This is a genomic window from Alistipes sp. An54 (genome assembly GCF_002159375.1).
Taxonomy (GTDB): Bacteria; Bacteroidota; Bacteroidia; order Bacteroidales; family Rikenellaceae; genus Alistipes; species Alistipes megaguti.
This window is the reverse complement of sequence record NZ_NFIA01000001.1, coordinates 364,285-389,487: the sequence shown is the minus strand read 5'-3', so window position 1 is coordinate 389,487 and position 25,203 is coordinate 364,285. Positions and strand designations below refer to the sequence as shown.

Sequence of the window (25,203 nt, the reverse complement as noted above, 5' to 3'; positions counted from 1 at the left end):
TCGTTTTTCTCCTCTTCTTTTCCTTCTCTTCGCTCACTCGCAATCCTCTCCTCCTTCTCCTCGTTTCCTGCCTCTCTCGTGCTTCTCTTCTCCTCTTCCTCTCTCCTGTGTGCCTTTCCGTGGCGTCTCTCTTCTGCAGGCTTTTTTTTTTTTTCCCCCCCCCTCTTGGGGCCCCGGGCTATTCGCAGGCCTTGAGCGACATGTCGAGCGAGCGGATCTGGTGGGTCAGCGCTCCGACGGAGATGAAGTCCACGCCGCATTCGGCGTACTGGCGCAATGTCTCGAGGGTGATGCCGCCGCTGGATTCGGTTTCGCAGCGTCCGGCGACCTTTTCGACGGCGCGGCGCGTCATCTCGGGCGTGAAGTTGTCGAACATGATGCGGTCGACGCCTCCCGCGGCGAAGACCTCGTCGATGTCCTCCAGCGTGCGGACCTCGCATTCGATCGGGAGATTCTTGTCGTGGGCCTTGAGGTACTCGCGGGCGCCGGTGATGGCCTTGCGGATACCGCCGGCGAAGTCGATGTGGTTGTCCTTCAGCAGGATCATGTCGAAGAGCCCCATGCGGTGGTTTTCGCCTCCTCCGAACTTGACGGCCATCTTGTCCAGCACGCGCATGCCGGGTGTCGTCTTGCGCGTGTCGAGGACTTTGGTGTGGAGCCCTTCGAGCCGCTTGACATAGACGGCCGTCTGGGTGGCCACGCCGCTCATGCGCTGCATGATGTTGAGCACGATGCGCTCGGCCTGCAGCAGCGAGCGCAGGCGTCCCGAGACGTAGAAGGCCACGTCGCCGGGCTTCACGCGATCGCCGTCCTGCAGCACCTGTTCGAAGTGCATCTCGGGGTCGAGGCGGTGGAGGACGATCTGCGCGATCTCGATACCGGCGATCACCCCCTCCTGCTTGCACAAGAGGCGCATGCGTCCGTGTTCGTCGGCGGGGATGCAGCAGAGCGACGTGTGGTCGCCGTCGCCGATATCCTCCTTGATGCAGAGTTCGATCAGTTCGTCCACAAAGGGTCTGTATTCGGGTTTCATCTTTCGTGCTTGTTTAATGGTTTTGCCTGCAAAGTTAACACTTCGCAGGCAAACTCCATCCCCGTGAGGACTATTTTTTTACCAGCAGGAGCCCTTCGTACTCCATGCGGTAGCTTCCGAGCTTGGGCACGCTGCAGGTGAAGGCCATGCGGCAGACGATGTCGTTGACCGATCCCTCGACGCCGGTAAGCGTGTAGGCGGGCATGTCCTGGTAGCTGTAACCGCCGCCCACCTGATTCGGGAGCCGGACCTGCGGTATGAGGCTCTCCGACGAGAAGGAGAGCGAAGCTCCCTCGCCTCCGGTGTAGGGGATGCGGTAGATGCGCATGTCCAGTTGGGGCATCTTTTCGGCAAAACGCGTCTGGTGCATGTAGATGACCAGCGTTTCGCGGTCGCCGGCAAACTCGAACCAGGCTTCCGGGTCTGTGAAGACGTTGCCCTCCGAATCGGTCACCTTGGCCGTTCCGTAGAAGTGCATGTTCCGTCCGGAGTAGACGCCATTCACAATCTCGGGATTGCTCGTCGCGTACTGGATTCCTTCGTCGGCATCGTCGTTGCAGGCAGCCAGCGCAAGGGCCGCCAGGCTCATCATCAGCAGTTTTTTCAGCATGTCATTGAAAGTTTAGGGTGAATGTGACGCCGAAGGTCCGGGGTCGTCCGCGCTGGACGAACTCGTGTCCTATCGACTTGAAATAGAATACGTTGTAGACTGATCCCGTGAGGTTGCGGCCCCACACGCCGACCGACCAGCGGCGGTGTTCGAGCCGTACGGAGGCATCCATCAGTGCGTAGAAGGGCTCCGTGAGCGAATTCTGCTCGTTCCACGCAATGGGGCCCGCCCCCTGGACGCCGGCCTCGACGACCACGTCGCCCAGCCACTCGACGCCCGTCGGACGGCTCCACGTGGCGCGGGCCGCGAAGGTGTGCTCCGGAGCATAGGGGACGCGCCGCCTGGCGTAGTCCTCCACACCGCTGCGGTAGCGCACGAAGCGGGCGTCGGTGTATCCGTAGTTGAGGTTCAGGTCGAAATCCTTGCAGGGCGAGACCTGCAGCGAGAGCTCGGCACCGCGGCTGCGCGAACGTCCGGCGTTGGCCATCATGCGGCCCGTGGCCTGCCCTTCGGGGAAGACGGTCAGCTGCTGGTCGCTCACCTCGATCCAGAAGAGGGCGAAGTCGCCCCGCACGGCGCCGTCCAGACACGAGAAGTGACCGCCCATCTCGAAGTTCCAGCTGTACTCCGGACGGTAGGACATCCGCTCCGGATCCACCTCGGGGATGCCCGAGACCATCGCCCCCTGGAGCTTTTCCTGCAGAATGTCGGAGAACATCTGCGTGTTGAAGCCTCCGGCCTTGTAGCCGCGTGCGATCGAGAGGTAGAGGTTGCGCATCGGGCCGAAGGCGTACAGCGCCGTCACCTTCGGAAGCACCTCGAGGTAGGAGTGGACCAGCCGGTCGCGGTCGTCGATTGCGATCCGCTGCGGGGAGAGCTCCCCGCCGTTGATGCTAAGCCGGTAGTCCAGATCGGCGCGGCTGCGGTAGCTCATCCGCGTGCGTTCGAAGTCGGCCCGCACTCCGGCCGTCAGTAGCCACCGCCCCAGTTGGAGCCGCGATTCGTGATAGAGGGCCGCGCCCCACGTCGGCGTGCGGAACTCCGACGAGAGCAGCAGTTCGTCGGCGTCGATCGTGTAGTAGAGGACCTCGGGCGACGTGTTGGCATTGTCGAGGATCAGCCGCTCGATGCCCGTGCGCTTGAAGGTCACCGGGGCGTCCATCCGTTGGTTGCGGTAGAATCCGAAGGCGCCGAAGAGCCATCCGTAACGCTCCGTGCCGCGCGAACGGATGACGAGATCCTCCGTCAGGGCGTGTTCGCGGATGGCCTGCCGCAGCGTGAAGTAGGAGAGCGGCGTGAAGTCCTGATCGAGCGTCATGGCGTCGTCGAGGTACTGGTAGCTGGTGATCGACGAGAGGCTGTAGCGCGGGGCGTCGTAGCGCAGCGTCAGCCCGTCGCTCAGCGACGTGCGCTGGTAGCCGCTCGGGTCGTTGTAGGCGATCTGTCCCGGGCGAAGCAGCGTCTCTCCCCCCTCGACGATCGGTTCGCCGGCGTAGGCATAGGGGTAGCCGCCTTGTTCGAGCCGGGCCGCGGAGAAGGTGTTGTCCAGCCGCAGTCCGCGGCCGTTGTCCCACTGCACGCGCCAGCGTCCGCCGGTCTGCCACTCCCAGTCGCACTTGCGGCCGCTCCAGTCGTTGGTAAAGAAGCCGTCCGAACGCGTGTAGAAGCCCGTCACGGAGAATCCTGCGTCCTGCCGCGGCCGCCAGTAGGCCGAGGCCCGCAGCCGTAGCGTGTTGCCGCTGCCGTACTCGGCCAGGGCGCGCACCCCTTCGTACGTCAGGGGCGAGAGGGTGTAGACGTTCACGACGCCGCCCATCGTGTTGCGACCGTAGAGGGTCGACTGCGGGCCGCGCAGCACCTCGATGCGTTCGATGTCGGCCAACTCCGCATCGAATCCGTTCTTGTTGAGTACCGGCACGTTGTCGACGTTCATGCCGATGACCGGCTGGTCGATCCGCGCGCCGAGTCCCCGCACATAGACCGACGAGGTCATGCGCGAGCCGTAGTCCGGGACGTAGAAGTTGGGGGCCAGCGAGGAGATCTCCTTCAGCGCGGAGATGCCGCGGCGTTCGACGACGCGGCTGCCGAGGATCGACGACGCTACGGCCGTCGAGCGCAGCACGGGACCCTGCTTGATGGCCGTCACCTGCACGCGGTCGACGACGATCGTCGTGTCGGCCATCTCCGCATCGGGGCCCTCCGCCGCCACGGCGCGGTGTCCCGCCCCGAGAAGGATCGGGAGGATCAGCAGCGGAATGAGGTGTCTGTGGATCGGCATCGGGCAGTCGGATACTTTTTCAGCGGTTTTGCGATGCAAAGTAACGCTTTTCCGGTGAAAGCTGCAATCCTAATTTATGAGGAGCGGGTTGTTTCAGGATGCGGTGGTGCGCTGCCGGTGCGCTGTCGGCTCTCTGCCTGCCGGCCAAGGGTCCGGTCGAGGGTTTTGTTGCGGCGGTCAGTCGTGAGGACGGTTGCGGCGGCCGGTTGTGGGGTTCCTGTCGTGACGGTCGGTTGCGTCGTCGGTTGTCGTCGGCCGCGGCCCCCCCCCCTTGTCAGATCTCGTCGGCGTCGACCAGCCCGGAGGTCAGCGCATAGACGGCCAGCCCGGCCACCGAGCGGATGCCGAGTTTCTCCATGATGTTGCGGCGGTGGGAGATGACCGTCGTCAGCCCGATACCCAGCCGGTCGGCGATCTCCTTGTTGATCAGCCCGCGGGCGATGAGCGTCAGCACCTCGGTTTCGCGTTCGGAGAGGGGCTGTGCGGCAGGTTCGCGGTCGCTGAGCGTGTGCTCGGGGCGCCGCACGTGCTGCTGCATGCGGACCAGCGCGTGGACGAACTCCTCCTCGTCGGTGTCGACGTCGAGCGCGTGCATCCCCGGACACGGGCTCCCGTGGGTCAACACGATCGTGCGGTGGCAGCGTTCGCGGAAGAAGGCACTGTGGGCCCGGAAGACCGGAGCCGCGACAAAGCAGTGAACATAGCGGTCGGGTCCCGCCTCGAGATAGGCCTCGAAGGTGCGCAGCAACTCGACCGAGGCCTGCGGAACCATCTTTTCGAGCATCGAACGCAGCCCCGCACCCACGAGGATGTTGGAGGTCAGGACGGCTATTGCGGGGGTCGGCTGCATGGCGTTATTCGTGGTGATAGGGTTCGTTGTTGAGGATCGTGAAGGCGCGGTAGATCTGTTCGGCGAAGATCGCCCGCACGATCTGGTGCGAAAAGGTCATGCGCGAGAGCGACAGCTTTGCATCGGCCCTCTCGTAGACCTCGTCGGAGAAGCCGTAGGGGCCCCCGATGACCAGTACGAGACGTTTGACGCCGCTGTTCAGCCGCTTCTGCAGCCACAGCGCAAACTCCACCGAGCGGTATTCGGTGCCCCGTTCGTCGAGCAGCGTGACGTAGTCCCCGTCCGAGAGCTGGCGCAGGATGGCTTCACCCTCGGCCGTGCGCTGCTGCTTGATGCTCAGACTCTTCGTGTTGCGCACGTCGGGCAGTGTCGTTACGGCGAAACGGCAGTAGCGGTTCACCCGCCGGACGTAGAGCTCGACCAGCGCGGCGACCTCCTTCGAGTCGGTCTTGCCGATCAGGATCAGTTCGATGTTCATGAAGCGTCAGAGGTCGCTGTTCCACTCGCCGTCGGCGTCGGAGTAGATCACCGGCCGCGACTTCTCCACCGACTTGAGCCACTCGTAGGCCTTGTACATGTTGTAGCCGTTTCCCGAGGGGCAGCCCAGGTCGTAGGCCACCACGCAGGTGAAGTTGCGCGAGCGGTAGTACATCGACTTGACGCGTTCGATGTACTCGTCGACCAGACGCGGATCGTTCGACGGCGTGCCGCCCACGCGGCGGTCATCGCGCTTCTCGGGGGCGTCGATCGCCGCACGGTCGATGACGTAGAGCCCCAGCTGGTCGCACAGTTCGTAGAACCACACGGGCTGCGGATAGCTCGGGCAGATCGTATTGTTTCCCTTGGCCTTCAGCGCCTTGAGCTCCGAAAGGGTCGTCTTGCGGTCGGCGGCGGCGTTGTATTGGGCCTTGACCAGCCGCAGCTCCTTGCCCAGCCGCATGAGTCGTCCGTCGACGAGTTCCGTCTTGCCGAATCCGATCTTCAGGGGCATGTACTCCTTGTAGACGCCGTTGCGGCGCGTGAAGAGCATCACGCTGTAGAGGGGCGGATTCTTGCTTCCGGCCTCCCACCTGTGCTCATAGGTGTGGTAGATCAGCGGCGTGTAGCGCACCGTATCGGTCGAACGGCCCGGGATGGTGATCTCGGTCATGTTGAACTCCTGCAGTTTGCCGTCCGGCGAGTAGATGTCGTACCCCACGGTGACGGGTTCGTCGTAATTGTAGGCGTTGCAGGCGATGATCTTCAGATCGAGCATGCCGAATTCGCGCCCCAGTGTGTCGGGGACCAGGGCGATCTCGAAGTCGGCGATCGAACGCCGGTTCTGGTAATAGAGGTAGCTGTTTTCGAAGAGCGGACGCTGCACTCCCTGGCCGTCGATCGCCAGGCGCCGGGCGTGCATCAGCACGCGGAACGAGTTGACCCCCTGTCGGACGTAGGGCGTCAGGTCGAACTCCGCGGGGGTCAGCGGATCGTTGACCTCGGCCACGGGCCGGTCGTTGAGCCACAGCGAGTAGCCGGCGCCCGTATTTTCGAGGTGGAGGAAGACGCGACCGTCGGTCCATTCGAACGGGATGTCGATTTTCGCGCCGTAGAAGGCGCTGATCTCGCCCTCGGAGCGGGTGATCAGCTCGGGACGGAACTCCATCCAGTAGCCTCCGGCCTGGCGGTTGCGGGCATCGGCGTCGTGGCGGGCGTTGTAGGGGACCGCCTCGGTGCGGAAGATGCGGCCACCCTCGGCCAGGGGGCGGGCTGCGGATTCCTCCTGGGCAGCAGCCGTCAGCGTGCAGGCTGCCAGCGCAGCCGTCCATAACGTTCGTTTCATCGTATGCTGAGATAGATAAGCACGACAAAGGTACTTTTTTTTTGTCAAATCGCAAATAATGGCTAACTTTGGCAATTCGGAAAAACGTGTGAACTGAATATCCTACTATATCCTATGAAAACGCAGAGAATCGCAGAAATCCTCAAGTCGGGGGTCGTGGACAGCGACATCGTCGTCAAAGGCTGGGTGCGCACCAAGCGCGGCAACAAGAACGTGGCCTTTATCGCCATGAACGACGGGTCGTGCGTGAACAACATACAGGTGGTGGTCGATCTGTCGAAGATCAGCGAGGAGCAGCTCAAGCCCATTACGACGGGAGCCTGCATCCGTGTCGACGGCCGGCTGGTTGCCTCGCCCGGGGCCGGTCAGGGCGTCGAGGTGCAGGCCGGGCGGATCGAGATCTACGGTACGGCCGACCCCGATACCTATCCCCTGCAGAAGAAGGGCCACTCGCTGGAGTTCCTGCGTGACATCGCCTACCTGCGTCCGAGGACCAATACCTTCGGCGCCGTGCTGCGTATCCGCCACGCCATGGCCTACGCCATCCACGAGTATTTCAACAGGAACGGATTCTACTACTTCCATACGCCGATCATCACCGCTTCGGACTGCGAAGGGGCCGGCGCCATGTTCCAGGTCACGACGCTCGACCTGAACAATCTGCCCAAGACCGAGGAGGGAAAGGTCGACTATACGAAGGACTTCTTCGGCAAGTCGTGCAATCTGACCGTTTCGGGACAGCTCGAAGGTGAGCTGGGCGCCCTGTCGCTGGGCCGCATCTATACGTTCGGCCCGACGTTCCGCGCCGAAAACTCCAACACGCCGCGCCACGCCTCGGAGTTCTGGATGATCGAACCCGAAGCGGCGTTCTACGACCTGGAGGATGATATGGAGCTGGCCGAGGATTTCCTCAAGTACTTGATCCAGTATGCGCTGGACAACTGCAAGGAGGACCTCGAGTTCATGAACAAGATGTGGGACAAGGGGCTGATCGACCGGCTGAAGTTCGTGCTGCACAACGATTTCAAACGCCTCGACTACACCGAGGGTATCGAGATCCTGAAGGCTTCGGGCCGCAAGTTCGAATTCCCGTGCGACTGGGGCTGCGACCTGCAGTCGGAGCACGAGCGCTACCTGGTCGAGGAGCATTTCAAGCGCCCGGTGATCCTGATCAACTATCCGAAGGATATCAAGGCCTTCTACATGAAGCAGAACGACGACGGAAAGACCGTGCGCGCCATGGATGTCCTCTTCCCGGGCATCGGCGAGATCATCGGCGGCTCGGAGCGTGAGGCCGACTACGAGAAGCTGAACCGCCGCGTCAAGGAGCTCGGCATGAACGAGCGCGAACTGTGGTGGTATCTTGATACGCGCCGCTGGGGATCGGCTCCCCACTCGGGCTTCGGTCTGGGCTTCGACCGTCTGCTGTTGTTCGTCACCGGTCTGACCAACATCCGCGACGTACAGCCCTTCCCGCGTACACCGATGCACGCCGATTTCTGACCGGTCGGCTGCCGTACTTGCGGCCGGTACGCCTTGGACGGCGACCGGCCGGCAACAAACCCTCCCCGGTCAGGGCCGGAGGCTGCGGTGACGCGGCGTCGGACACCGATCGCGGGAGACGGGCTGGCCCGGTATTGAGCGCCCCGAAGGGTGTGTGGGTATTGGCCTTTGTGAGTCTGGAGCAGGGACGGTCATCGGACCCCGGCAGTGGGAGAAGTTGGCCTTAGCGAGCCTGTAGCAGGGGGCATCGGGACTTTGGGGCGAGGCGAGGGCGTTTATCCCCCGGAGTCCGCTGCTCGAGCGGCGATCGGCCACCCCTGAATGTGGAAAACCCGAACAAACCCGAAATGAAGAAACCAAATTGGAAGGTGATTCTTATTCTTAATTTGGATTCGATATGGCAATCAATCAGAAACAGGTACTTTCGCTTCAGCAGAAGCTCTCTCCGCAACAGATTCAGATGATCAAGCTGCTGGAGCTGCCTACCGTGCAGCTCGAACAGCGCATCAAGCAGGAGATCGAAGACAACATCGTCCTCGAGGAGGAGGAACGTCCCGCCGAGGACGAAGACCAGCAGCCGCAGGAGATCTCCGTCGACGAATACCTGCGCGAAGACGACACCCCCTCCTACAAGAGCCACATCAACAACTTCTCGAAGGACGACAAGCAGCGTCCGGTCTACCTGACCGAAGGACGCTCGCTGCAGGAGTATCTCATCGAGCAGTTGAATTTCCGCAACCTCTCGGAGCGCGACATGCGTCTGGCGACCTATCTGGTCGGCAGTCTCGACGAGGACGGCTACCTGCGCCGCGACCTGGAGTCGGTGGCCGACGACATCGCCTTTACGGTGGGTATCGAGACCTCGGCCGAGGAGCTGGAGCGTATCCTGGGGATCATCCACGAACTGGAACCGGCCGGGATCGGGGCCCGCGACCTGCGCGAGTGCCTGCTGCTGCAGATCGACCAGCTGCCGCTCAATACGCGTCCGCGCCGGCTGGCCCGCCGGATTCTGGCCGACTACTTCGACGAGTTTGTCAAGAAGCACTACGAGAAGCTGATGGCGCGGCTGCAGGTCTCGGAGGATGAGTTCCGCGAGGCCATTGCCGAGATCAAGCACCTCTCGCCCAAACCCGGCAACCTCTATGCCGAGGGGGGAACGGATACGACACCCTACATCATTCCGGATTTTATCCTCGACTATCAGGACGGCCATTTCAACCTCTCGATGAATTCGTACAACGTCCCCGAGGTGCGGATCAACCGCCGCTACGTCGACATGATCCGCGACATGGTGGGTCCCGACGGCAAGGTCAAGGAGCAGGACCGGGAGGCGCTGCAGTTCGTCAAGAACAAGATCGACTCGGCCAAGTGGTTCATCTCGGCCATCAAGCAGCGCCACGACACGCTGATGCGCACGATGCAGACCATTCTCGACTACCAGCAGGAGTACTTCAAGGACGGCGACCGTTCGAAACTCCGCCCGATGATCCTCAAGGACATCGCCGACCGCACGGGGCTCGATGTCTCGACCATCTCGCGCGTGGTCAACAGCAAGTACGTGCAGACGCAGTTCGGGATCATCCTGCTCAAGTCGCTCTTCTCGGAGGCGATGCAGACCGAATCGGGTGAGGAGGTCTCGAGCTATGAGATCAAGCACATCCTGCAGCAGTGCATCGACGGCGAGGACAAGCGCCACCCGCTGACCGACGAGACGCTGATGGACATCCTCAATTCGAAGGGATACCGCATTGCGCGGCGTACGGTGGCCAAGTACCGCGAGATGCTGGGCATCCCGGTGGCGCGGCTGCGCAAGCAGATCTGACCCCGGCGGAGAGGGGGGGGGAAAAAAAAACTAAAGAACGGGGCTGAGTGATGCCCGGTCGCGTCGGGGCGGCCTTAAAAAGCATGAATGCAATGAATTATCGGAAAATAGCCAATACGCTTTCGTGGGTGCTGCACCCCTTTCTGCTGCCGGTCTACCTGATGGCGGTGCTGCTCACGATGACCACCTTCGCCCACTACTCCACGCAGATGAAGTTCTACCTCATGTGGGTGGTGGCGCTCTATGCGATCGTCATTCCGTTCCTGGTGCTCGGCGTGCTGCATTCGCTGGGGCGGATCTCCAGTTTCAAGGTGGACAACCGGCGCGAACGGTGGCTGCCCCTGGCGGTCGGAATCGTCTGCTACATCCTTTGTGCCATCACCTTTGCGAAGATCCCCTCGGCCATCTTTCTGCGCAAGTTCATGGTGGCGGCCGCCTGTTGTGAGGCGATGTGCCTCGTGGTGTCGTTGTGGTGGAAGATCAGCCTGCACCTGACCGGCATGGGGGCCGTGGTGGCTCTGCTCGTGGTGATGAACATCGTCGGAGTGGGCAACATGCTCATCCCGCTCATGGTCGCCATCCTTGCCGCCGGAGCACTGGCCTCGGCACGTCTCTACCTCGGCTGTCACAACGGCGCGCAGGTGCTGGCCGGATTCTGCGGCGGTTTCGTGGTGGCCATGCTGGCCGTACTCTTCCTGTAAATCCGGAACCCGATCTATTTCAGCTTCAGCAGTCTGCGGGCGGCCGGAGCGACCTCCCGCAGCGAGATGGCAAATCCTCCGCCGCGGGCCATCCACACCGACAACCGGCTGCGGGCTGTGACCCGTCCGCTGCGGATGCGGTAAGCCTCCGGATTCTCGGCATAGTCGGCATCCGGCGCATCGGCGTAGAGCGTTGCCACGTACTCCGGCCTGGTTCCAGAAAATCGAATCCGATCTCCATCGTCCGGGCCTCTTCGTTGGTTTTTTTTTTTCCCCCCCCCGCCCACGAACCATTCGTTGCGGCCTTTGGTCTTGCGGGCCGCCACGATATAGACCCCGGGTTCGGCCGCCATCTGCAGCGGTGAATACATCGTGACGTAGAGGGCCAGCTGGTTGCAGGTCGTAGCGTTGACTTTCGAGGTGTCGCCCGGGGCAAAGGTCGAGAGGTCCATGCCGAAGATTCCCGGCGTATAGTCCATCGGTCCGCTCTTCGCGGAGGATTGTGTGAGCCGCTTTTGTTCGGGGAATTCGTAGCGGAATCCGAGTCCGTCGTCATAGAGGCGGAAGCGGACGATCATGATGCGGCCCTGCTGTTCGAGGGTGACGGCCAGTTCGTTGTAGTGGTTTCGGATGGTGGTCGTTTCGTCCCAGACGGGTTCCCTGGTCTCGTCGAAGCTGCTGCGCCCGGCCGACTGCAGGGTGAAGCCATCCAGCAGCGCGGGGGCGTTCTTGAGTTCGAAGCCGAGCCGGCCGGGGAGCACCGCGGCCCGACCCTTGTAGCTGAGCGCGTAACGCGGTATGCCGTCCGCGACGTCGAACGTGAGGGTCAGTACGTTTCCGGGCGAGGTGAGTTCTTCCCGGGCGGTGAGCGGTTGCAGCAGGAGCAGGGTGGTGAGCGGGAGGAGCAGTCTCTTTATGGATCGTTTTTTTGCGGGTGATTCTTTCAGACAATGATACGGAAAAACCGCTCCTGAGAAGGATAAAAAAGCCGGTTTTATCAAAAACCGGCTTTCGGGAGAGAAACTGATGATGGGTTGGAGGGAAGGTTCGTGGGTTATACGCATCCCTGGGCCAGCATGGCGTTGGCCACCTTCATGAAACCGCCGATGTTGGCTCCGACGACATAGTTGATGTAGCCGTCGGGTTCGGTGCCGTACTGGACGCAGACCGAGTGGATGTTTTTCATGATGGCCTTGAGGCGTGCGTCGACCTCCTCGGGGGTCCAGGTCAGGCGCATTGAGTTCTGAACCATCTCGAGTCCCGAGGTGGCTACACCTCCCGCATTGGCCGCCTTGCCCGGGGCATAGAGCAGCTTGTGGAGCTGGAAGACGCGGATGGCTTCGGGTGTCGAGGGCATGTTGGCCCCTTCGGCCACGCAGATGCAGCCGTTGTCGACGAGCATCTGGGCCTCATCGCCGTTGAGTTCGTTCTGCGTGGCGCACGGCATGGCGATGTCGCACTTCACGCCCCACGGACGCTCGCCCGGATAGTACGTCGCCGAGGGATAGCGCTCGGCATACTCCTTGATGCGGCCGCGGAAGATGTTCTTGAGCTCCATGACGTAGTCGAGCTTTTCGGGGCTGATGCCTTCGGGGTCGTAGATGTAACCCGACGAATCGGAGAGCGTCACGACCTTGGCTCCCAGCTCCGTAGCCTTCATGCAGGCATACTGGGCCACGTTGCCCGAACCGGAGATGCAGACGGTTTTGCCCTGGAACGAGTCGCCGCGCGTGGCGAGCATCTCCTGGGCGAAGTAGCAGGTGCCGTATCCCGTGGCCTCGGGGCGCAGCGGGCTGCCGCCCCAGTCGCGGCCCTTACCGGTGAGCGTCCCGGTGAACTCGTCGCGCAAACGCTTGTACTGGCCGAACATGTATCCGATTTCGCGGCCTCCGACGCCGATATCGCCGGCCGGCACGTCGGTATCCTGACCGATATGGCGTTGCAGTTCGGTCATGAACGACTGGCAGAACTTCATTACTTCGTTGTCCGACTTGCCTTTGGGGTTGAAGTCCGAACCACCCTTGGCGCCGCCCATCGGCAGGGTCGTGAGGCTGTTCTTGAAGGTCTGCTCGAAGGCCAGGAACTTCAGGATCGAGAGGTTCACCGACGGGTGGAAGCGGATACCGCCCTTGTAGGGGCCGATGGCGCTGTTCATCTGGATGCGGTAACCGCGGTTGATTTCGATTTCGCCCTTGTCGTTGAGCCACGCCACACGGAACATGATGACCCGTTCGGGTTCGGCGATGCGTTCGAGAATCTTCATCTTCTGCAGGATCGGGCTGGCGACGATGTGCGGAGCCAGCGACTCGGCCACCTCACGGACGGCCTGATGGAACTCCGGCTCTCCCGGATTGCGGGCGATGAGCCGGGCCATGAAATCTTCGACGTATTGTCGGGCTTGTTCGTTCATAGCGTTTCGGATTTACGGGGTTTTCAGGTTTGATTGTGGCTATAAAATTAAGAAATTCGCCGCTATTTTGCAAGTTCTTTAAGAATTTCGTAAAATATTTTAGATAAGCACCCCCGCTCATTTGCTTACGGTCCGGGGCCGATGAACGGGCCAGGCTGAGGATCCGTAATAAAAAAAGACGGATTCGCCGTGAATCCGTCAGGGAAAAAATTTTCAAAAATTTTGCACTCCCGGGGTTGGGAGTTGCCGTTTAGCGGGAGAAGGCGAATCCGAGGTAGACGTCTTCGTACTTCTTGAGCAGGGTGACGAGGGTCGAAAGCGAAGAGACCTTGCTGCCGAGCGACGTGACCAGATTCACCAGTTTCGTCACCGGGAAGACCAGCTGCAGATCGGAGCCGCTGACGTAGGCATGTCCCTCAATGGTTCCCAGATTGAGTTTGCCTTTGGCAAAGTACAGGGCCACGGTGTGCTTTTCGGCGTCGTAGGAGTAGGTTCCCGAGAGCTGGTGCTTGCCCAGTACGGCGGTGAAGGTGCTGTCGGCGCGTTCGAAGGTGAACGAACTGGTTCCGGCCTTGATGCCGACCAGGGAGTAGGCTTTCTCGAGTTTCTCGACGACGGTTGATTCGAGGGCTGTGGCTCCGAGGTCCGAGAGCATGTCTTCGCCTTCGAACTTGACGCCCGGGCCCGTGTAGTTCCACGTTCCGTCAAGGGCATACTGGGTGAGTTTTCCGTCGGTGACTTCGTCGACCGCCGTGGTGGCGATCTTCTTCAGGGCATCTTTCCAGTCCTGAGCTGCGGCCGAGGCTGCCACGAGCAGGACGACCGTCGTAAAAAGAATCTTTTTCATGCGTTATGTCGTATTTGTCCGACGCCGCTCTCCTCGGGAACAGGTGATTGGTCCCGTGGGGGCGTCGGTGGAGTTCCGGTTATTCGGCGCGGGGCGTTGCCGCACCTTCGCGTACGGGATGATTACAGCCGGTCGAGCTCGCGGAGCCAGACGTCGGCCGAGGCATCCGATGGCATGCGCCAGTCGCCGCGCGGCGAGAGGGTCACCGAACCGACCTTCGGGCCGTCGGGCATGGCCGAGCGCTTGAACTGCTGCGCGAAGAAGCGGCGGAAGAAGATCCGCAGCCACTTGAGGATCGTTTCGCTGTCGTAGCTCCCTTCGAAGGCCACCTCGGCCAGCCGAAGGATCTTCTCCGGGCCGAAGCCCAGCCGCAGGAAGTTGTAGAGGAAGAAGTCGTGGAGTTCGTAGGGGCCCACCAGATCTTCGGTTTTCTGGGCGATGTGTCCGTCGGCATCGGCCGGCAGCAGTTCGGGGCTCACGGGGGTGTCGATGATGTCGAGCAGCGTGGCGCGCGTCGAGGAATCGCGCTCCGTGTCGGCGACCCACTTGACCAGGTGGCGCACCAGCGTCTTGGGTACCGAGGCATTGACGCCGTACATCGACATCTGGTCGCCGTTGTAGGTGGCCCATCCGAGTGCCAGCTCCGAGAGGTCGCCTGTTCCGATGACCAGACCGCCCTCCATGTTGGCCACATCCATCAGGATCTGGGTCCGTTCGCGGGCCTGGGCATTCTCGTAGGCGGCCGAGCGGTCCGCCGGATCGAGACCGATGTCGCGCATGTGCTGCAGACAGGCGTCGCGGATCGGAATCTCGCGTACGGTGACCCCCAGTTCGCGCATCAGCTCCAGGGCGTTGTGATAGGTGCGGTCGGTGGTTCCGAAGCCGGGCATCGTGATGCCGATGATTCCCGTGCGGTCGAGCTTCAGCAGGTCGAACGTGCGGACCGTCACCAGCAGGGCCAGCGTCGAATCCAGTCCGCCCGAGATGCCGACCACGGCCCGTTCGCAGCGCGTGTGGCGCAGTCGCTGGGCCAGTCCGTGCGACTGGATGCGGAAGATCTCCTCGCAGCGTTCGCTGCGGTGCTCCTCGTCCTTCGGCACGAAGGGCATCGGGTCGACGTCACGCTCCGGAACGGCGGCACGCAGCCCTTCGGGAATCTCCATCTCGATGACGGTATTCTCCGAGGCGGCCTCCCGCTGGCGGAACGAGGTGTTGCGGCGGCGTTCGAACTCGAGCCGCTGCAGGTCGACATCGGCCACGACCAGCTGCTCGTCGATCGAGAAGCGCTCGGCCTCGCGCAGCAGCGTGCCGTTTTCGGCGATCAGACCGTTTCCGGCGAAGACCAGGTCGGTCGACGACTCGCCGAATCCGGCCGAGACGTAGACGTAGGCTGCCAGACAACGGGCCGACTGCTGGGCCACCAGCGTGCGCAGGTAGAGGTGCTTGCCGGCCAGTTCGGGCGAAGCCGAGAGGTTGAAGATCACCTTGGCGCCGTTCAGCGCCAGCTGCGACGAGGGCGGAATCGGAGCCCAGAGGTCCTCGCAGATCTCCACGCCGAACTCCGCGCCGTTGACCTCAAAGGTCAGATCTGCCCCGAAGTCGGCCGTTTGTCCGCCGACGGCGATCTGTTCGTCGGTGATTCCGGCCCCGGAGGCGAACCAGCGATCCTCGTAGAACTCCGCATAGTTGGGTATGTAGCTCTTCGGGACGACACCGAGCAGTTTGCCCTGGGTCATCACTACGGCGCAGTTGTAGAGCGCGGAACCGTGGCGCAGCGGCGCCCCGACGATCACGACCAGCGGCAGTCTGCGCGTGGCCTTCGCCAGCCGCACGAGGGCCTCCTCGGCGGCATCGAGCAGCGTGGGCTGCAGCAGCAGGTCGGCACACGTGTAGGCGGTGATTCCCAGTTCGGGGAATGCCGCGATCTCCACGCCGCGGCGGGCAGCCTCTTCGGCCAGCGCTGCCGTGCGCTCCATGTTGTAGGTACAGTCGCCGACCCGCAGGGAGGGGATCGCCGCCGCCACCTTCAGAAATCCGAAATTGTCCATTTTGTTTCCAGTTTCCGCCTTCGGGGCTCCGTGCCGGAATCCGTCCGGCGTCATGCCCCGTCCGCCATGCAACTCCTATTCGGCCCAGAGCTGTGCCAGGTTCAGAATCACCTGCTGGGCCTTGCGCATCGTGGTGAGCGAGCAGTATTCGAACTTGCCGTGGAAGTTCATGCCTCCGGTGAAGAGGTTCGGGCAGGGCAGCCCCATGAACGAGAGACGAGCGCCGTCCGTACCGCCGCGGATGGGCCGTACCAGCGGCTTCACGCCGGCCATCTCCATGGCCTTCAGCGCCCGCTCGATCAGCTGCGGATGGGGCTCGACCATCTTGCGCATGTTGAAATACTGGTCCTTCATCGTGAGGGTGAGCACCTCGTCGCCGTATTTTTTCTTCAGCAGGTCGACGCACGCCCACAGGAAGACCTTCTTCTGCTCGAAGCGGTCGGCATCGTGGTCGCGGATGATGTAGCTCAGCGAGGCCTTCTCGACCGTGCCGTTCACGCCGACGCAGTGGTAGAAGCCCTCGTAGCCCTCGGTGAACTGCGGACGCTCGGCCGCCGGGAGCAGCGTCTGCAACTCGCAGGCCACGTCGATGGCGTTGATCATCTTCGCCTTGGCGTAGCCCGGGTGGACGTTGCGGCCCTGAATTTCGATCTTGGCGCTCGCGGCGTTGAAGTTTTCATACTCGAGTTCGCCCTCCATGCCGCCGTCGACCGTGTAGGCGAAGTCGGCGCCGAAGGCCCGTACGTCGAAGAAGTCGACGCCGCGTCCCACCTCCTCGTCGGGGGTGAAGCCGATGCGAAGCTTTCCGTGCCGGATTTCGGGGTGGGTCATCAGATACTCGGCGGCGGTCATGATCTCGGCCACGCCGGCCTTGTCGTCGGCCCCCAGCAGGGTTGTGCCGTCGGTGTGGATCAGCGTGTGGCCCTTGAAGAAGGACAGCTCGGGGAAATCCTCGACGCGCATCGTCAGGTGGCCGTTCAGCACCAGGTCACCGCCGTCGTAATCCTCCACCACGCGAGGTTTGACATCCTTGCCGCTCATGTCGGGCGACGTGTCGACGTGGGCGATGAAGCCGATGACGGGGACATTCTCACACCCTGCCGAGGCGGGGATGGTGCCCATCACGTAGCCGTACTGGTCCATCGTGACGTCGGTCATGCCGAGCGTCAGCATCTCGTCACGCAGGGCTTCGAGCAGCACCTTCTGCTTCTCGGTCGAGGGGAAGGTTGTGCTCTCCTCCGACGACTGGGTGTCGTAGGAGACATATTTCAGAAATCGTTCCTTGAGATCCATAAATATTCGGTTTTGTTGTTAGTTCGTTTTCCGTTTCCGGAGGTCTGAATCCCGGTTTCAGGGTGTTGCGCCGAGTTTCCGGGCCCTCTCCCGACCTGAGTTACTCCTCCTTTTTGGCGCGCAGCGTGTGCCACGTGAAGTAGCCGATCAGCACCAGATACATCACCAGACCGGTCCACTCGGCTGCATTCGACGAAGCCCATCCCGCGAGGAACCAGTCGACGTTGGCGAACTTCAGGATGGCGCTTACCACGCCCATCAGCGCACCGCCGGCGATGAATCCCGAGGCAATCAGCGTGCCGCGGTCCATGCGGGCCCTGTTCAGCGCCGCATCCTTCGAGCGGTTCGAGACGAACCAGGCGATCAGACCGCCCACCACCAGCGGGGCGTTCAGATCCATCGGGATGAACATACCCAGCGCGAAGGCCAGGGCCGGCACGCCGATGGCCGTCAGCACCAGGGCCAGCGCCGCACCGCAGAAGTAGAGCATCCAGGGGGTCTGGCCGCCGGTCATCAGCGGCTGGATCACCGCAGCCATGGCGTTGGCCTGCGGAGCGACCAGGGCCCCTTCACCCACGAAGCCGTAGGATTTGTTCAGCACGATCATCACGCCGGCCACCGTCGCTGCCGAGACGAACGTGCCGAGGAATTTCCACGCCTCCTGCTTGCGGGGTGTCGTGCCGAGCCAGTAGCCGATCTTGAGGTCGGTGATGAATCCGCCGGCCATCGAGAGGGCCGTGCAGACCACGCCGCCGATGATCAGCGCGGCGGTCATGCCCGTCGTGCCGCTCAGACCCACCGAGACGAGCACCAGCGACGAGAGGATCAGCGTCATGAGCGTCATGCCCGAGACGGGGTTCGAACCCACGATGGCGATGGCGTTGGCGGCCACGGTCGTGAAGAGGAACGCGATGATGAAGACGATCAGAATCGCGGTGACCGACTGTACCCAGTTGTCGAGCAGTCCGAAGTGGAAGAAGACGAAGACGCAGACGAGCGTGGCGATCAGGATCGAGAGGATGCGCTTCATCGGGATGTCGCGCTGTGTGCGCTCCGTCGAGGCTGCGGCCGTCTTGCCGCCGCCGAACTCCGAGACGGCCAGACCCACGGCCTGACGGATGATCTTCGACTGGCGCACGATGCCGATGATGCCGGCCATGGCGATACCGCCGATGCCGATCGGCTTGCCGATGAAGGTGTAGAGGTTCTCGGCCGAGAGCAGCGCCGAGGGGTCGGCCAGCAGCTTCTCGTTCGTCACGCCCAGCAGCGAGGCCAGTGCTGCGGGATCCAGCGCTTCGGCCAACGAGCCGACCACCGGCACGATGACGAACCACACAAGGCACGAGCCGGCGGTGATGATCAGCGCATATTTCAGACCGATGATGTATCCCAGACCCAGCAGGGCGGCCGAGGTGTTCAGTCCGAAGACGACCTTGAACTTGTCGGCGGCGACCTGTCCCCAGGCGCAGATGCGCGTCGAGACGGCGTCGGTCCACAGCCCGAACGTGCCGACCACGAAGTCGTAGAGACCGCCGATCAGACCCGCCACGGCGAGCAGCTTGGCCTGATTGCCTCCCTTTTCGCCCGAGACGAGCACCTCGGTGGTGGCCGTAGCCTCGGGGAAGGGATACTTGCCGTGCATCTCCTTGACGAAGTATTTGCGGAAGGGGATCAGCAGCACGATGCCCAGCAGACCGCCGAAGAGCGACGAGAGGAAGACTTGCCAGAAGGCGGCATCCAGCCCGAGGATGTAGAGGGCCGGGAGGGTGAAGATTGCACCGGCGACGATGACGCCCGACGAGGCGCCGATCGACTGGATGATGACATTCTGTCCGAGCATGTTCTTCTTGCCCAGGACGGTGCCCATGCCGACGGCGATGATGGCGATCGGGATGGCGGCCTCGAAGACCTGGCCGACGCGCAGACCCAGATAGGCTGCGGCGGCCGAGAAGATGATGGCCATCACGATGCCCATTCCTACGGAGTAGGGGGTGACCTCGCGGGGCGAGGAGGAGGCCGGCATGACCGGCGTATAGTTTTCCCCGGGTTTGAGTTCGCGGTAGGCGTTTTCGGGGAGCGACGTGCGGGGTGTTTCTTCCTGTTTCATGAGTCGGGCGCTTTGTGTGGGTGAACGTTTCCCGGGGGGCGGTTATCGGTTGTCGCCGCTGCCCGAGATGCGGTGGCGCTCCATGCGCGAGCGGAGCTTCTCGACATTCATGCGGGCCACTTCGTCGAGGTCGTAGCCCAGGTCGTGCGACAACGTGGCGCAGTACCACAGCACGTCGCCGATCTCCTTGACGATTTCGAGGCGCTTCTCGGGGGAGAACTCCCGGTTCGAGTCGCGGATTACCTTCTTGACCTTGTCGGCCACTTCGCCGGCTTCGCCCGTCAGCCCGAGCGTGGGGTAGACGATGCGGCTCTCTTCGGGGTAGATGGCCGTTTCGAGGGCATGTTGCTGGTATTCGTTCAGTGTCATTGGGAAAATGTTGTTACGTTTGGTCTACGTTTTATTATTGATGGCAAAAATAGCAAAATAATCGGAAAAACCCGCGAAAAAGCCCCGGCACTTGCGGTGCGGGGCCTCTCTTTCCGGGTCGGAAGGCCGGATTCCGGTCAATGGATTTCGTACGGGCCGTTTTCGCGGTTTGGGGCGTTCGGCTGCTATAGAAGATCGAGGATCTTCTCCAGACCGATGCCGTGCGAGCCCTTGACGAGCACCAGCGCATCGTCGACGGGCGCCGTCTGCAGCAGGTGGCGCAACTCTTCGCACGAAGGGCAGAGCGTCACGCGGGCCGGTTTTTCCGGCAGAGCCGCATAGGCCCGGGCAAACTCCCCGCCGACGAGGATCAGTTCGGCCTCGGGGTCCCGGGCCGCCTGCCGGATGATGGTGCCGTGTTCGGAGAGCGACCATTCGCCCAGCTCGAGCATGTCGCCCAGAATCAACACGCGGTGTTTACGTTCGCCGAGCTCCTCCGCAAGGAGATTCTCGATGGCGGCGCGCATGCTGCCCGGGTTGGCGTTGTAGCAGTCGGCGATGACCGTATTGCGACGGGTTTCGATGCGTTGCGAACGGTGGTTGTCCGGCACGTAGTCGGCCACGGCGCGGTGAATCTTCTGATCGGAGACCCCGAACCAGCGTCCCACGGCCACGGCTGCTGCCACGTTGAAGCGGTTGTAGTTACCCTCCAGATGGGTCTCGAAGCCGTCGGCCAGCGATGCCGGATAGTACTCCACGGCCAACGATTCGCGTTCGGCGGCCATCGAGTTGAGCGTTTCGTCGTCCGAGAGGACGAAGGCGCGGCCGCCGTGTGCGGCCAGATAGTCGAACAGTTCGCCCTTGCCGCGCCGCACCCCTTCCGGGCCGCCGAAACCGCCGAGATGGGCCCGTCCGATGTTGGTCAGCAGGCCGTAGTCCGGTTCGGCGATCGAAGCCAGCTGTGCGATTTCACCCTGGGCGCTGGCCCCCATCTCGACGATGCCGAATTCCGTTTCGGGGGGCATTGCGAGCAGCGTCAGCGGCACGCCGATGTGGTTGTTCAGATTGCCCTGCGTGGCGTAGACCCTGTAACGGGCGGCCAGCACGCGGGCAATGAGCTCCTTGGTGGTGGTTTTGCCGCTGCTGCCCGAGATGGCCAGAATCGGAATGCCGAGCGTGCGGCGGTGCTGTCGGGCCAGCTCCTGAAGGGCCGTCAGTGTGTTGTCGACCAGCCTCATGCGCGGGTCGGCGAGCACCGCCGGATTGTCGATGACGGCTGCCGCGGCCCCCTTTTCGAGCGCCTCGGCGGCAAAGCGGTTGCCGTCGAAGTTGGCCCCCCTGAGGGCGAAGAAGATCGAATCGGGCTCGATGTGCCGCGTGTCGGTCGAGACGTGCGGATGCGAACGGAAGAGTTCGTAGAGATCAGATATGCTTGTCACCATTGTGGAACTTCACTTCGTCGATGAATTTCTTGATATTCTGCTCCTCGGAGCGGGGGCAGATCATCAGTACGTCGTCCGTGTCGACGACGATGTACTCCTTCAGGCCGCTGATGACGGCGATCTTCCCCTTGGGCAGCGAGACGATCGACGAGCGCGTGTCGTAGAGGTAGCACCCCTCCTCGGGGACGGCATTGGCATAGCGGTCCTTGCGCGAGTGCTGGTAGACGGAGCCCCAGGTGCCGACGTCGCTCCAGCCGAACTCGCCGCAGCGTACGTAGACGTTGTCGGCCTTCTCCATGATGCCGTAGTCGATCGAGATGGCGCGGCACTCCGAGAAGGCGATCTCCACGACGCGGCGTTCGTCGGGCGTGCCGACGGCCTGCATCACGCTGCTGAAGAGGGCGTGGTGTTCGGGGAGGTACTTCTCGAAGGCTTCGATGATCGAGCGCACTTTCCAGATGAAGATGCCCGAGTTCCAGAAGAACTCGCCGCACTGGACGAAGGTCTGGGCCAGTTCGAGGTTGGGTTTTTCGGTGAAGCACTTCACCTTGCTGATGGGCTTCGAGTCCGAGACCTGAATGTACCCGTAGCCCGTATCGGGGCGGGTGGGCTTGATGCCGACGGTCATCAGGGCGTCGTGCTCCGAGGCGAAGGTGATACACTCCTGAATGATGGCGCGGAAGTCGTCCTCGTTGAAGATCAGGTGGTCCGACGGGGTGACGATCATCTCGGCCTCGGGGTTGAGCTTCATGAGCGTATAGGCGGCATAGGCGATGCAGGGGGCCGTATTGCGCCCGACGGGTTCGCAGAGCACCTGCCGCTCGTCGATCTCGGGGATGTGCTCCAGCACGAGGTGTTTGTATTTGTCGTTGGTCACCACGAGGAAGTTCTCCGGCGGGACGATTTTTGCAAAGCGTTCGTAGGTGTGGCGGATGAAGGACTTGCCTGTTCCGAGGATGTCGAGGAACTGTTTGGGCATCGACTGGCGGCTTTTGGGCCAGAAACGGGTTCCGATACCTCCCGCCATGATGACACAATATTTATTGCTTGCCATAAGTTATTATATGGAGTTAACATCGACAAAGATAAAAATATTTTCGTAACTTTGCCGCCTATTGGAGTGATTAATTTCTGTCCGGAAATGAAGATCAGACTGTTCACGATACCCAATCTGCTCACGCTGGCCAACCTGCTCTGCGGTGCTGTGGCGACCGTTTCGGCCCTGGCATGGGGCTCTCTGACGCTGGCCTTTGCACTCATCGTGCTGGCCGCCGTATTCGACTTTTTCGACGGCTTCGTCGCACGATTGCTGCATCAGGATTCGCCCATTGGGCTGCAGCTCGATTCCCTGGCCGACGACATCTCCTTCGGACTGGCTCCCGCGGCGGTGATGTACGCCCTCTATGGCGCAATGCTCGGATACTGGCTGCCCGACGGTGCCGTGGCGCTGGTGATCTTCCTCTACGCCGCCTTCGGGGCGCTGCGCCTGGCACGCTTCAATATCGACGATACGCAGCGTTCGGAGTTCCTCGGACTGCCGATCCCGGCCGCCGCGATGCTCTGCGCTTCGCTTGGGTTGCTGGTCGAGCGCTACGGCATGGTCTTTTCGCGCGAGAGCCTCGTGCTGGTGGCACTCGGTGCCGCCTGGCTGATGGTCTCCGACCTGCGGATGTTCGCCCTGAAGTTCCACGGCTTCGGCTGGGCCGGGAACGAACTGCGTTATACGTTCCTGGCCGTGAGCGCCGTACTGCTCGTCGCGCTGGGCGGGCGGGCCATTCCGCTCATCGTCGTGATCTACGTCCTGATCTCGGCCGTGAAACACTTCGCGAGCCCTGCAACGGACTGTAGGAAAGAGAAATAGTTGCGAAATTAAAAATTTTTAATTATCTTTGCCGCGGTTTTCCGCTCTTTGGTAGTGATGTCGGGACTTACGAAGCGCATATTGCCCTTGCTGCTGCTCGGTCTGCTGATGGCCGTCCCCGCGGCGCTGCACGCCCAGGGCTTCGATGCCAGCACCCTGCGGCGGGCCATGCAGAACGGACAGAGCGGTGCGCTCTACGGCTCGAACCCCTACGAACAGACCGAGGACGACGAAGAGGGCCAGCAACAGCAGGACACCACCAAAAAGGAACGGAAAATCCGCAAGCCGTTGGAGTCCTATTTCTTCAACGACTCGATCCGCGCGCTGAACAACTTCATGTGGCACGTGAAGCGCGATTTCAACCGCGTGGAGATCGGCCCGTTGGATACCACCCTGACCGATTACCGGATCGACTATCCGTTCTATCGCGAGGATGTGGGCGACATCGCCCAGGGCGCGCTGGGACAAACGTCACTGCCGCTCAACTACTTCCGACGGCCGCAGTTCTTTGACTTCAGTTTTGCGAGTCCCTACTACGCGTACACCTACGATATGGAGAACGTCCCCTTCTACAACACGAAGCGGCCGATGATCCGGATGAGTTACGCGGAGTCGGGCCAGAAGCGTTACCGCGAGGAGAATTTCGGCATCATGGTGGCCCAGAACATCTCGCCGACGACGGGCTTCAACGTCGACTACAAGTCGCGCGGCACCCGCGGACTCTACCTCTGGTCGCGGACCAAGAACCACAACCTCTCGCTGGCCTTCAGCCATACGGGACGCCGTTATTCGGTTCATGCGGCTTACTACAACAACCACATCGAACAGCAGGAAAACGGCGGCGTGGTGGGCAAATGGGCCATCGCCGACACGACGTTCAGCATGCCCTCGGGCGTACCGATGCGTCTGGCCGATGCCGAGGCGAAGAATGTCTACCGCAACAACGGCTTCTTCTTGACGCAGTCCTACGGTATTCCGCTGCAGCGTCTGACCGAGAGCGACTTTTCGATGGCCGGTCTGTCGGCCGTCTACATCGGCCACTCGTTCGAGTACAGTTCGTGGAGCAAGATCTATACGGATCTGAACAAGCCCTACACCAACGAGCGCGACCATCGCGACGAGAACGGACAGTTCGTCTCCGCGGAACACAACTACTACGACCACTGGTACATCAATCCGGTGGAGACGCGCGACTCGATCTACGAACGGGTCATCTCCAACCGGGTCTTCGTCCAGGCGCAGCCCTGGGACCGGAACGGCGTGGTCGGAACGATTGACGCGGGTGTGGGCCTCGACCTGCACACCTACTCGCAATTCAAACTGGACGATTACCTGACGGGGCGTTATACGACCGAACGCAAGACCAGCTGGTTTGCCTACGGCTCCGTCAGCGGCAAGATAAAGAAGTATGTCGACTGGGACGGGAACCTGAAGTTCTACCCGTCGGGATACAGAGGCGGAGACCTGAGCGTGGGAGCGCACCTCGCTCTGACGGGTTATCTCCGCGGACACCCCCTGATTCTCGAAGGCCGCTTCACGATGGAGCGCCGCTCGCCAACCTACTGGCAGGAGAATCTATTCTCGAACCATTATATATGGGACACTCCTTTGAACAAGGAGAATGAGACTCGGTTGGAGGTCAAGTTTTCGGTTCCCGACTACGCATTCGAAGTCGGAGCCTGGCAGGGCGTCGTGACGAACAAGATCTACTACGGATCGGACAGCAACGTCGCCCAGGACAATGGAAGCGTAAGCCTCACGAGCGTGTATGCCCGCAAGGATTTCCGCCTCGGCGGACTTCATTTGGACCACAGGGTATTGTTGCAGTGGAGCACGAATCAAGAGGTTGTGCCCGTGCCGCTTCTGAGCGCCTTCCTGTCGTATTACTACGAATTCTGGGTGGTGCGCGACGTACTGCGCCTGCAGATCGGACTCGACGGACGCTATAACACGCGTTACTATGCGCCCGGCTACAATCCGGCACTGTCGGTGTACTACAACCAGCGCGAAGAGGAGGTGGGAAACTATCCCTACCTGGACGCCTTCGTGATGGCGAAGTGGAAGAGAATGCGGATCTTCCTGAAATATCAGCATGTGAACAAGGGACTGTTCGGAAACGGAGAGTATTTCTCGGCAGCCCGTTACCCGCTCAATCCGGGTATGTTCAAGATCGGCATCTCCTGGGGATTCTATGATTAGCGTGCTGT

Annotated in this window: 20 protein-coding genes; 5 read left to right on the top strand and 15 right to left on the bottom strand. The window is 61.8% G+C overall.

The genetic code is table 11. The features are described 5' to 3' along the window. Positions 1–178 precede the first annotated feature (178 nt). The 6 genes from nadC to B5G09_RS01440 form a co-directional block, all read right to left on the bottom strand. A complete protein-coding gene (gene nadC, locus B5G09_RS01465) occupies positions 179–1,033 on the bottom strand; it encodes a carboxylating nicotinate-nucleotide diphosphorylase (protein WP_087309447.1) in 855 nt (284 codons plus the stop codon). Positions 1,034–1,103: 70 nt separating this feature from the next. Further along, on the bottom strand, positions 1,104–1,643 hold the full coding sequence (locus B5G09_RS01460) for a hypothetical protein (protein WP_241147523.1): 540 nt from the start codon (positions 1,641–1,643) through the stop codon (positions 1,104–1,106). A 1-nt stretch (position 1,644) separates the two neighbouring features. After that, entirely contained in the window at positions 1,645–3,921 is a 2,277-nt protein-coding gene (locus tag B5G09_RS01455; protein WP_087403715.1) for a TonB-dependent receptor, read from the bottom strand. A gap of 274 nt (positions 3,922–4,195) precedes the next feature. Continuing rightward, positions 4,196–4,771 (bottom strand): response regulator transcription factor, encoded by a 576-nt coding sequence (locus B5G09_RS01450; RefSeq protein WP_087309449.1) that lies wholly within the window; start codon positions 4,769–4,771, stop codon positions 4,196–4,198. Positions 4,772–4,775: 4 nt separating this feature from the next. Further along, positions 4,776–5,249 (bottom strand): 23S rRNA (pseudouridine(1915)-N(3))-methyltransferase RlmH, encoded by a 474-nt coding sequence (rlmH, locus tag B5G09_RS01445; protein ID WP_087403714.1) that lies wholly within the window; start codon positions 5,247–5,249, stop codon positions 4,776–4,778. 6 nt (positions 5,250–5,255) lie between these two features. Continuing rightward, a complete protein-coding gene (locus B5G09_RS01440) occupies positions 5,256–6,593 on the bottom strand; it encodes a glycoside hydrolase family 2 TIM barrel-domain containing protein (RefSeq protein ID WP_087403713.1) in 1,338 nt (445 codons plus the stop codon). A 114-nt stretch (positions 6,594–6,707) separates the two neighbouring features. On the opposite strand from B5G09_RS01440, the gene asnS reads away from it, so the two are divergent. The 3 genes from asnS to B5G09_RS01425 all read left to right on the top strand — a co-directional run bounded on the left by asnS (position 6,708) and on the right by B5G09_RS01425 (position 10,619). Continuing rightward, positions 6,708–8,096, top strand: coding sequence for an asparagine--tRNA ligase (gene asnS / locus B5G09_RS01435; protein WP_087403712.1), 1,389 nt, complete (start codon positions 6,708–6,710; stop codon positions 8,094–8,096). Between the two features lie 397 nt (positions 8,097–8,493). Then, positions 8,494–9,918, top strand: a complete 1,425-nt coding sequence (rpoN, locus tag B5G09_RS01430) for an RNA polymerase factor sigma-54 (protein ID WP_087403711.1) — start codon at positions 8,494–8,496, stop codon at positions 9,916–9,918. A gap of 92 nt (positions 9,919–10,010) precedes the next feature. Then, positions 10,011–10,619, top strand: coding sequence for a hypothetical protein (locus tag B5G09_RS01425; RefSeq protein WP_087403710.1), 609 nt, complete (start codon positions 10,011–10,013; stop codon positions 10,617–10,619). A gap of 14 nt (positions 10,620–10,633) precedes the next feature. Here B5G09_RS01425 and B5G09_RS01420 read toward each other — a convergent pair whose 3' ends face one another. From B5G09_RS01420 to B5G09_RS01380, 9 genes are all read right to left on the bottom strand, one after another. Then, positions 10,634–11,620, bottom strand: coding sequence for a glycoside hydrolase family 97 protein (locus B5G09_RS01420; RefSeq protein ID WP_241147522.1), 987 nt, complete (start codon positions 11,618–11,620; stop codon positions 10,634–10,636). Positions 11,621–11,673: 53 nt separating this feature from the next. Then, positions 11,674–13,029: an NADP-specific glutamate dehydrogenase gene (gene gdhA, locus B5G09_RS01415; RefSeq protein WP_087309455.1), complete on the bottom strand. Its 1,356-nt coding sequence runs from the start codon at positions 13,027–13,029 to the stop codon at positions 11,674–11,676. Positions 13,030–13,279: 250 nt separating this feature from the next. Continuing rightward, positions 13,280–13,876, bottom strand: a complete 597-nt coding sequence (locus B5G09_RS01410; RefSeq protein WP_087403709.1) for a DUF4923 family protein — start codon at positions 13,874–13,876, stop codon at positions 13,280–13,282. A gap of 122 nt (positions 13,877–13,998) precedes the next feature. After that, positions 13,999–15,924 carry an NAD(+) synthase gene (locus tag B5G09_RS01405; protein WP_087403708.1) on the bottom strand — a complete coding sequence of 642 codons (1,926 nt, stop codon included), beginning with the start codon at positions 15,922–15,924 and terminating at the stop codon, positions 13,999–14,001. A 75-nt stretch (positions 15,925–15,999) separates the two neighbouring features. Beyond that, the gene (pepT, locus tag B5G09_RS01400; RefSeq protein WP_087403707.1) at positions 16,000–17,217 is read right to left on the bottom strand and encodes a peptidase T; all 1,218 of its coding nucleotides are present in this window, start codon (positions 17,215–17,217) and stop codon (positions 16,000–16,002) included. Positions 17,218–17,317: 100 nt separating this feature from the next. Further along, positions 17,318–19,324: an oligopeptide transporter, OPT family gene (locus B5G09_RS01395; protein ID WP_087403706.1), complete on the bottom strand. Its 2,007-nt coding sequence runs from the start codon at positions 19,322–19,324 to the stop codon at positions 17,318–17,320. Between the two features lie 42 nt (positions 19,325–19,366). Next, positions 19,367–19,693 carry a nucleoside triphosphate pyrophosphohydrolase family protein gene (locus tag B5G09_RS01390; protein ID WP_087309459.1) on the bottom strand — a complete coding sequence of 109 codons (327 nt, stop codon included), beginning with the start codon at positions 19,691–19,693 and terminating at the stop codon, positions 19,367–19,369. A gap of 185 nt (positions 19,694–19,878) precedes the next feature. Next, the gene (murF, locus tag B5G09_RS01385; protein WP_087403876.1) at positions 19,879–21,123 is read right to left on the bottom strand and encodes a UDP-N-acetylmuramoyl-tripeptide--D-alanyl-D-alanine ligase; all 1,245 of its coding nucleotides are present in this window, start codon (positions 21,121–21,123) and stop codon (positions 19,879–19,881) included. Then, positions 21,116–22,189 (bottom strand): mannose-1-phosphate guanylyltransferase, encoded by a 1,074-nt coding sequence (locus B5G09_RS01380; protein WP_197714837.1) that lies wholly within the window; start codon positions 22,187–22,189, stop codon positions 21,116–21,118. The genes murF and B5G09_RS01380 overlap by 8 nt, the downstream gene beginning before the upstream one ends. 87 nt (positions 22,190–22,276) lie before the next feature. On the opposite strand from B5G09_RS01380, the gene pssA reads away from it, so the two are divergent. Both pssA and B5G09_RS01370 read left to right on the top strand, forming a co-directional pair. Then, positions 22,277–22,996 carry a CDP-diacylglycerol--serine O-phosphatidyltransferase gene (gene pssA, locus B5G09_RS01375; RefSeq protein ID WP_087403875.1) on the top strand — a complete coding sequence of 240 codons (720 nt, stop codon included), beginning with the start codon at positions 22,277–22,279 and terminating at the stop codon, positions 22,994–22,996. Positions 22,997–23,083: 87 nt separating this feature from the next. Then, positions 23,084–25,195, top strand: coding sequence for a putative porin (locus B5G09_RS01370; protein WP_343285467.1), 2,112 nt, complete (start codon positions 23,084–23,086; stop codon positions 25,193–25,195). The last annotated feature ends 8 nt before the right edge of the window (positions 25,196–25,203 follow it).

Excerpts from the sequence above, each read along its gene's own strand:
- nadC (WP_087309447.1), bottom strand. The coding sequence starts at position 1,033 with ATGAAACCCGAATACAGACCCTTTGTGGACGAACTGATCGAACTCTGC.
- B5G09_RS01460 (WP_241147523.1), bottom strand. The coding sequence starts at position 1,643 with ATGCTGAAAAAACTGCTGATGATGAGCCTGGCGGCCCTTGCGCTGGCT.
- B5G09_RS01455 (WP_087403715.1), bottom strand. The coding sequence starts at position 3,921 with ATGCCGATCCACAGACACCTCATTCCGCTGCTGATCCTCCCGATCCTT.
- B5G09_RS01450 (WP_087309449.1), bottom strand. The coding sequence starts at position 4,771 with ATGCAGCCGACCCCCGCAATAGCCGTCCTGACCTCCAACATCCTCGTG.
- rlmH (WP_087403714.1), bottom strand. The coding sequence starts at position 5,249 with ATGAACATCGAACTGATCCTGATCGGCAAGACCGACTCGAAGGAGGTC.
- B5G09_RS01440 (WP_087403713.1), bottom strand. The coding sequence starts at position 6,593 with ATGAAACGAACGTTATGGACGGCTGCGCTGGCAGCCTGCACGCTGACG.
- asnS (WP_087403712.1), top strand. The coding sequence starts at position 6,708 with ATGAAAACGCAGAGAATCGCAGAAATCCTCAAGTCGGGGGTCGTGGAC.
- rpoN (WP_087403711.1), top strand. The coding sequence starts at position 8,494 with ATGGCAATCAATCAGAAACAGGTACTTTCGCTTCAGCAGAAGCTCTCT.
- B5G09_RS01425 (WP_087403710.1), top strand. The coding sequence starts at position 10,011 with ATGAATTATCGGAAAATAGCCAATACGCTTTCGTGGGTGCTGCACCCC.
- gdhA (WP_087309455.1), bottom strand. The coding sequence starts at position 13,029 with ATGAACGAACAAGCCCGACAATACGTCGAAGATTTCATGGCCCGGCTC.
- B5G09_RS01410 (WP_087403709.1), bottom strand. The coding sequence starts at position 13,876 with ATGAAAAAGATTCTTTTTACGACGGTCGTCCTGCTCGTGGCAGCCTCG.
- B5G09_RS01405 (WP_087403708.1), bottom strand. The coding sequence starts at position 15,924 with ATGGACAATTTCGGATTTCTGAAGGTGGCGGCGGCGATCCCCTCCCTG.
- pepT (WP_087403707.1), bottom strand. The coding sequence starts at position 17,217 with ATGGATCTCAAGGAACGATTTCTGAAATATGTCTCCTACGACACCCAG.
- B5G09_RS01395 (WP_087403706.1), bottom strand. The coding sequence starts at position 19,324 with ATGAAACAGGAAGAAACACCCCGCACGTCGCTCCCCGAAAACGCCTAC.
- B5G09_RS01390 (WP_087309459.1), bottom strand. The coding sequence starts at position 19,693 with ATGACACTGAACGAATACCAGCAACATGCCCTCGAAACGGCCATCTAC.
- B5G09_RS01380 (WP_197714837.1), bottom strand. The coding sequence starts at position 22,189 with ATGGCAAGCAATAAATATTGTGTCATCATGGCGGGAGGTATCGGAACC.
- pssA (WP_087403875.1), top strand. The coding sequence starts at position 22,277 with ATGAAGATCAGACTGTTCACGATACCCAATCTGCTCACGCTGGCCAAC.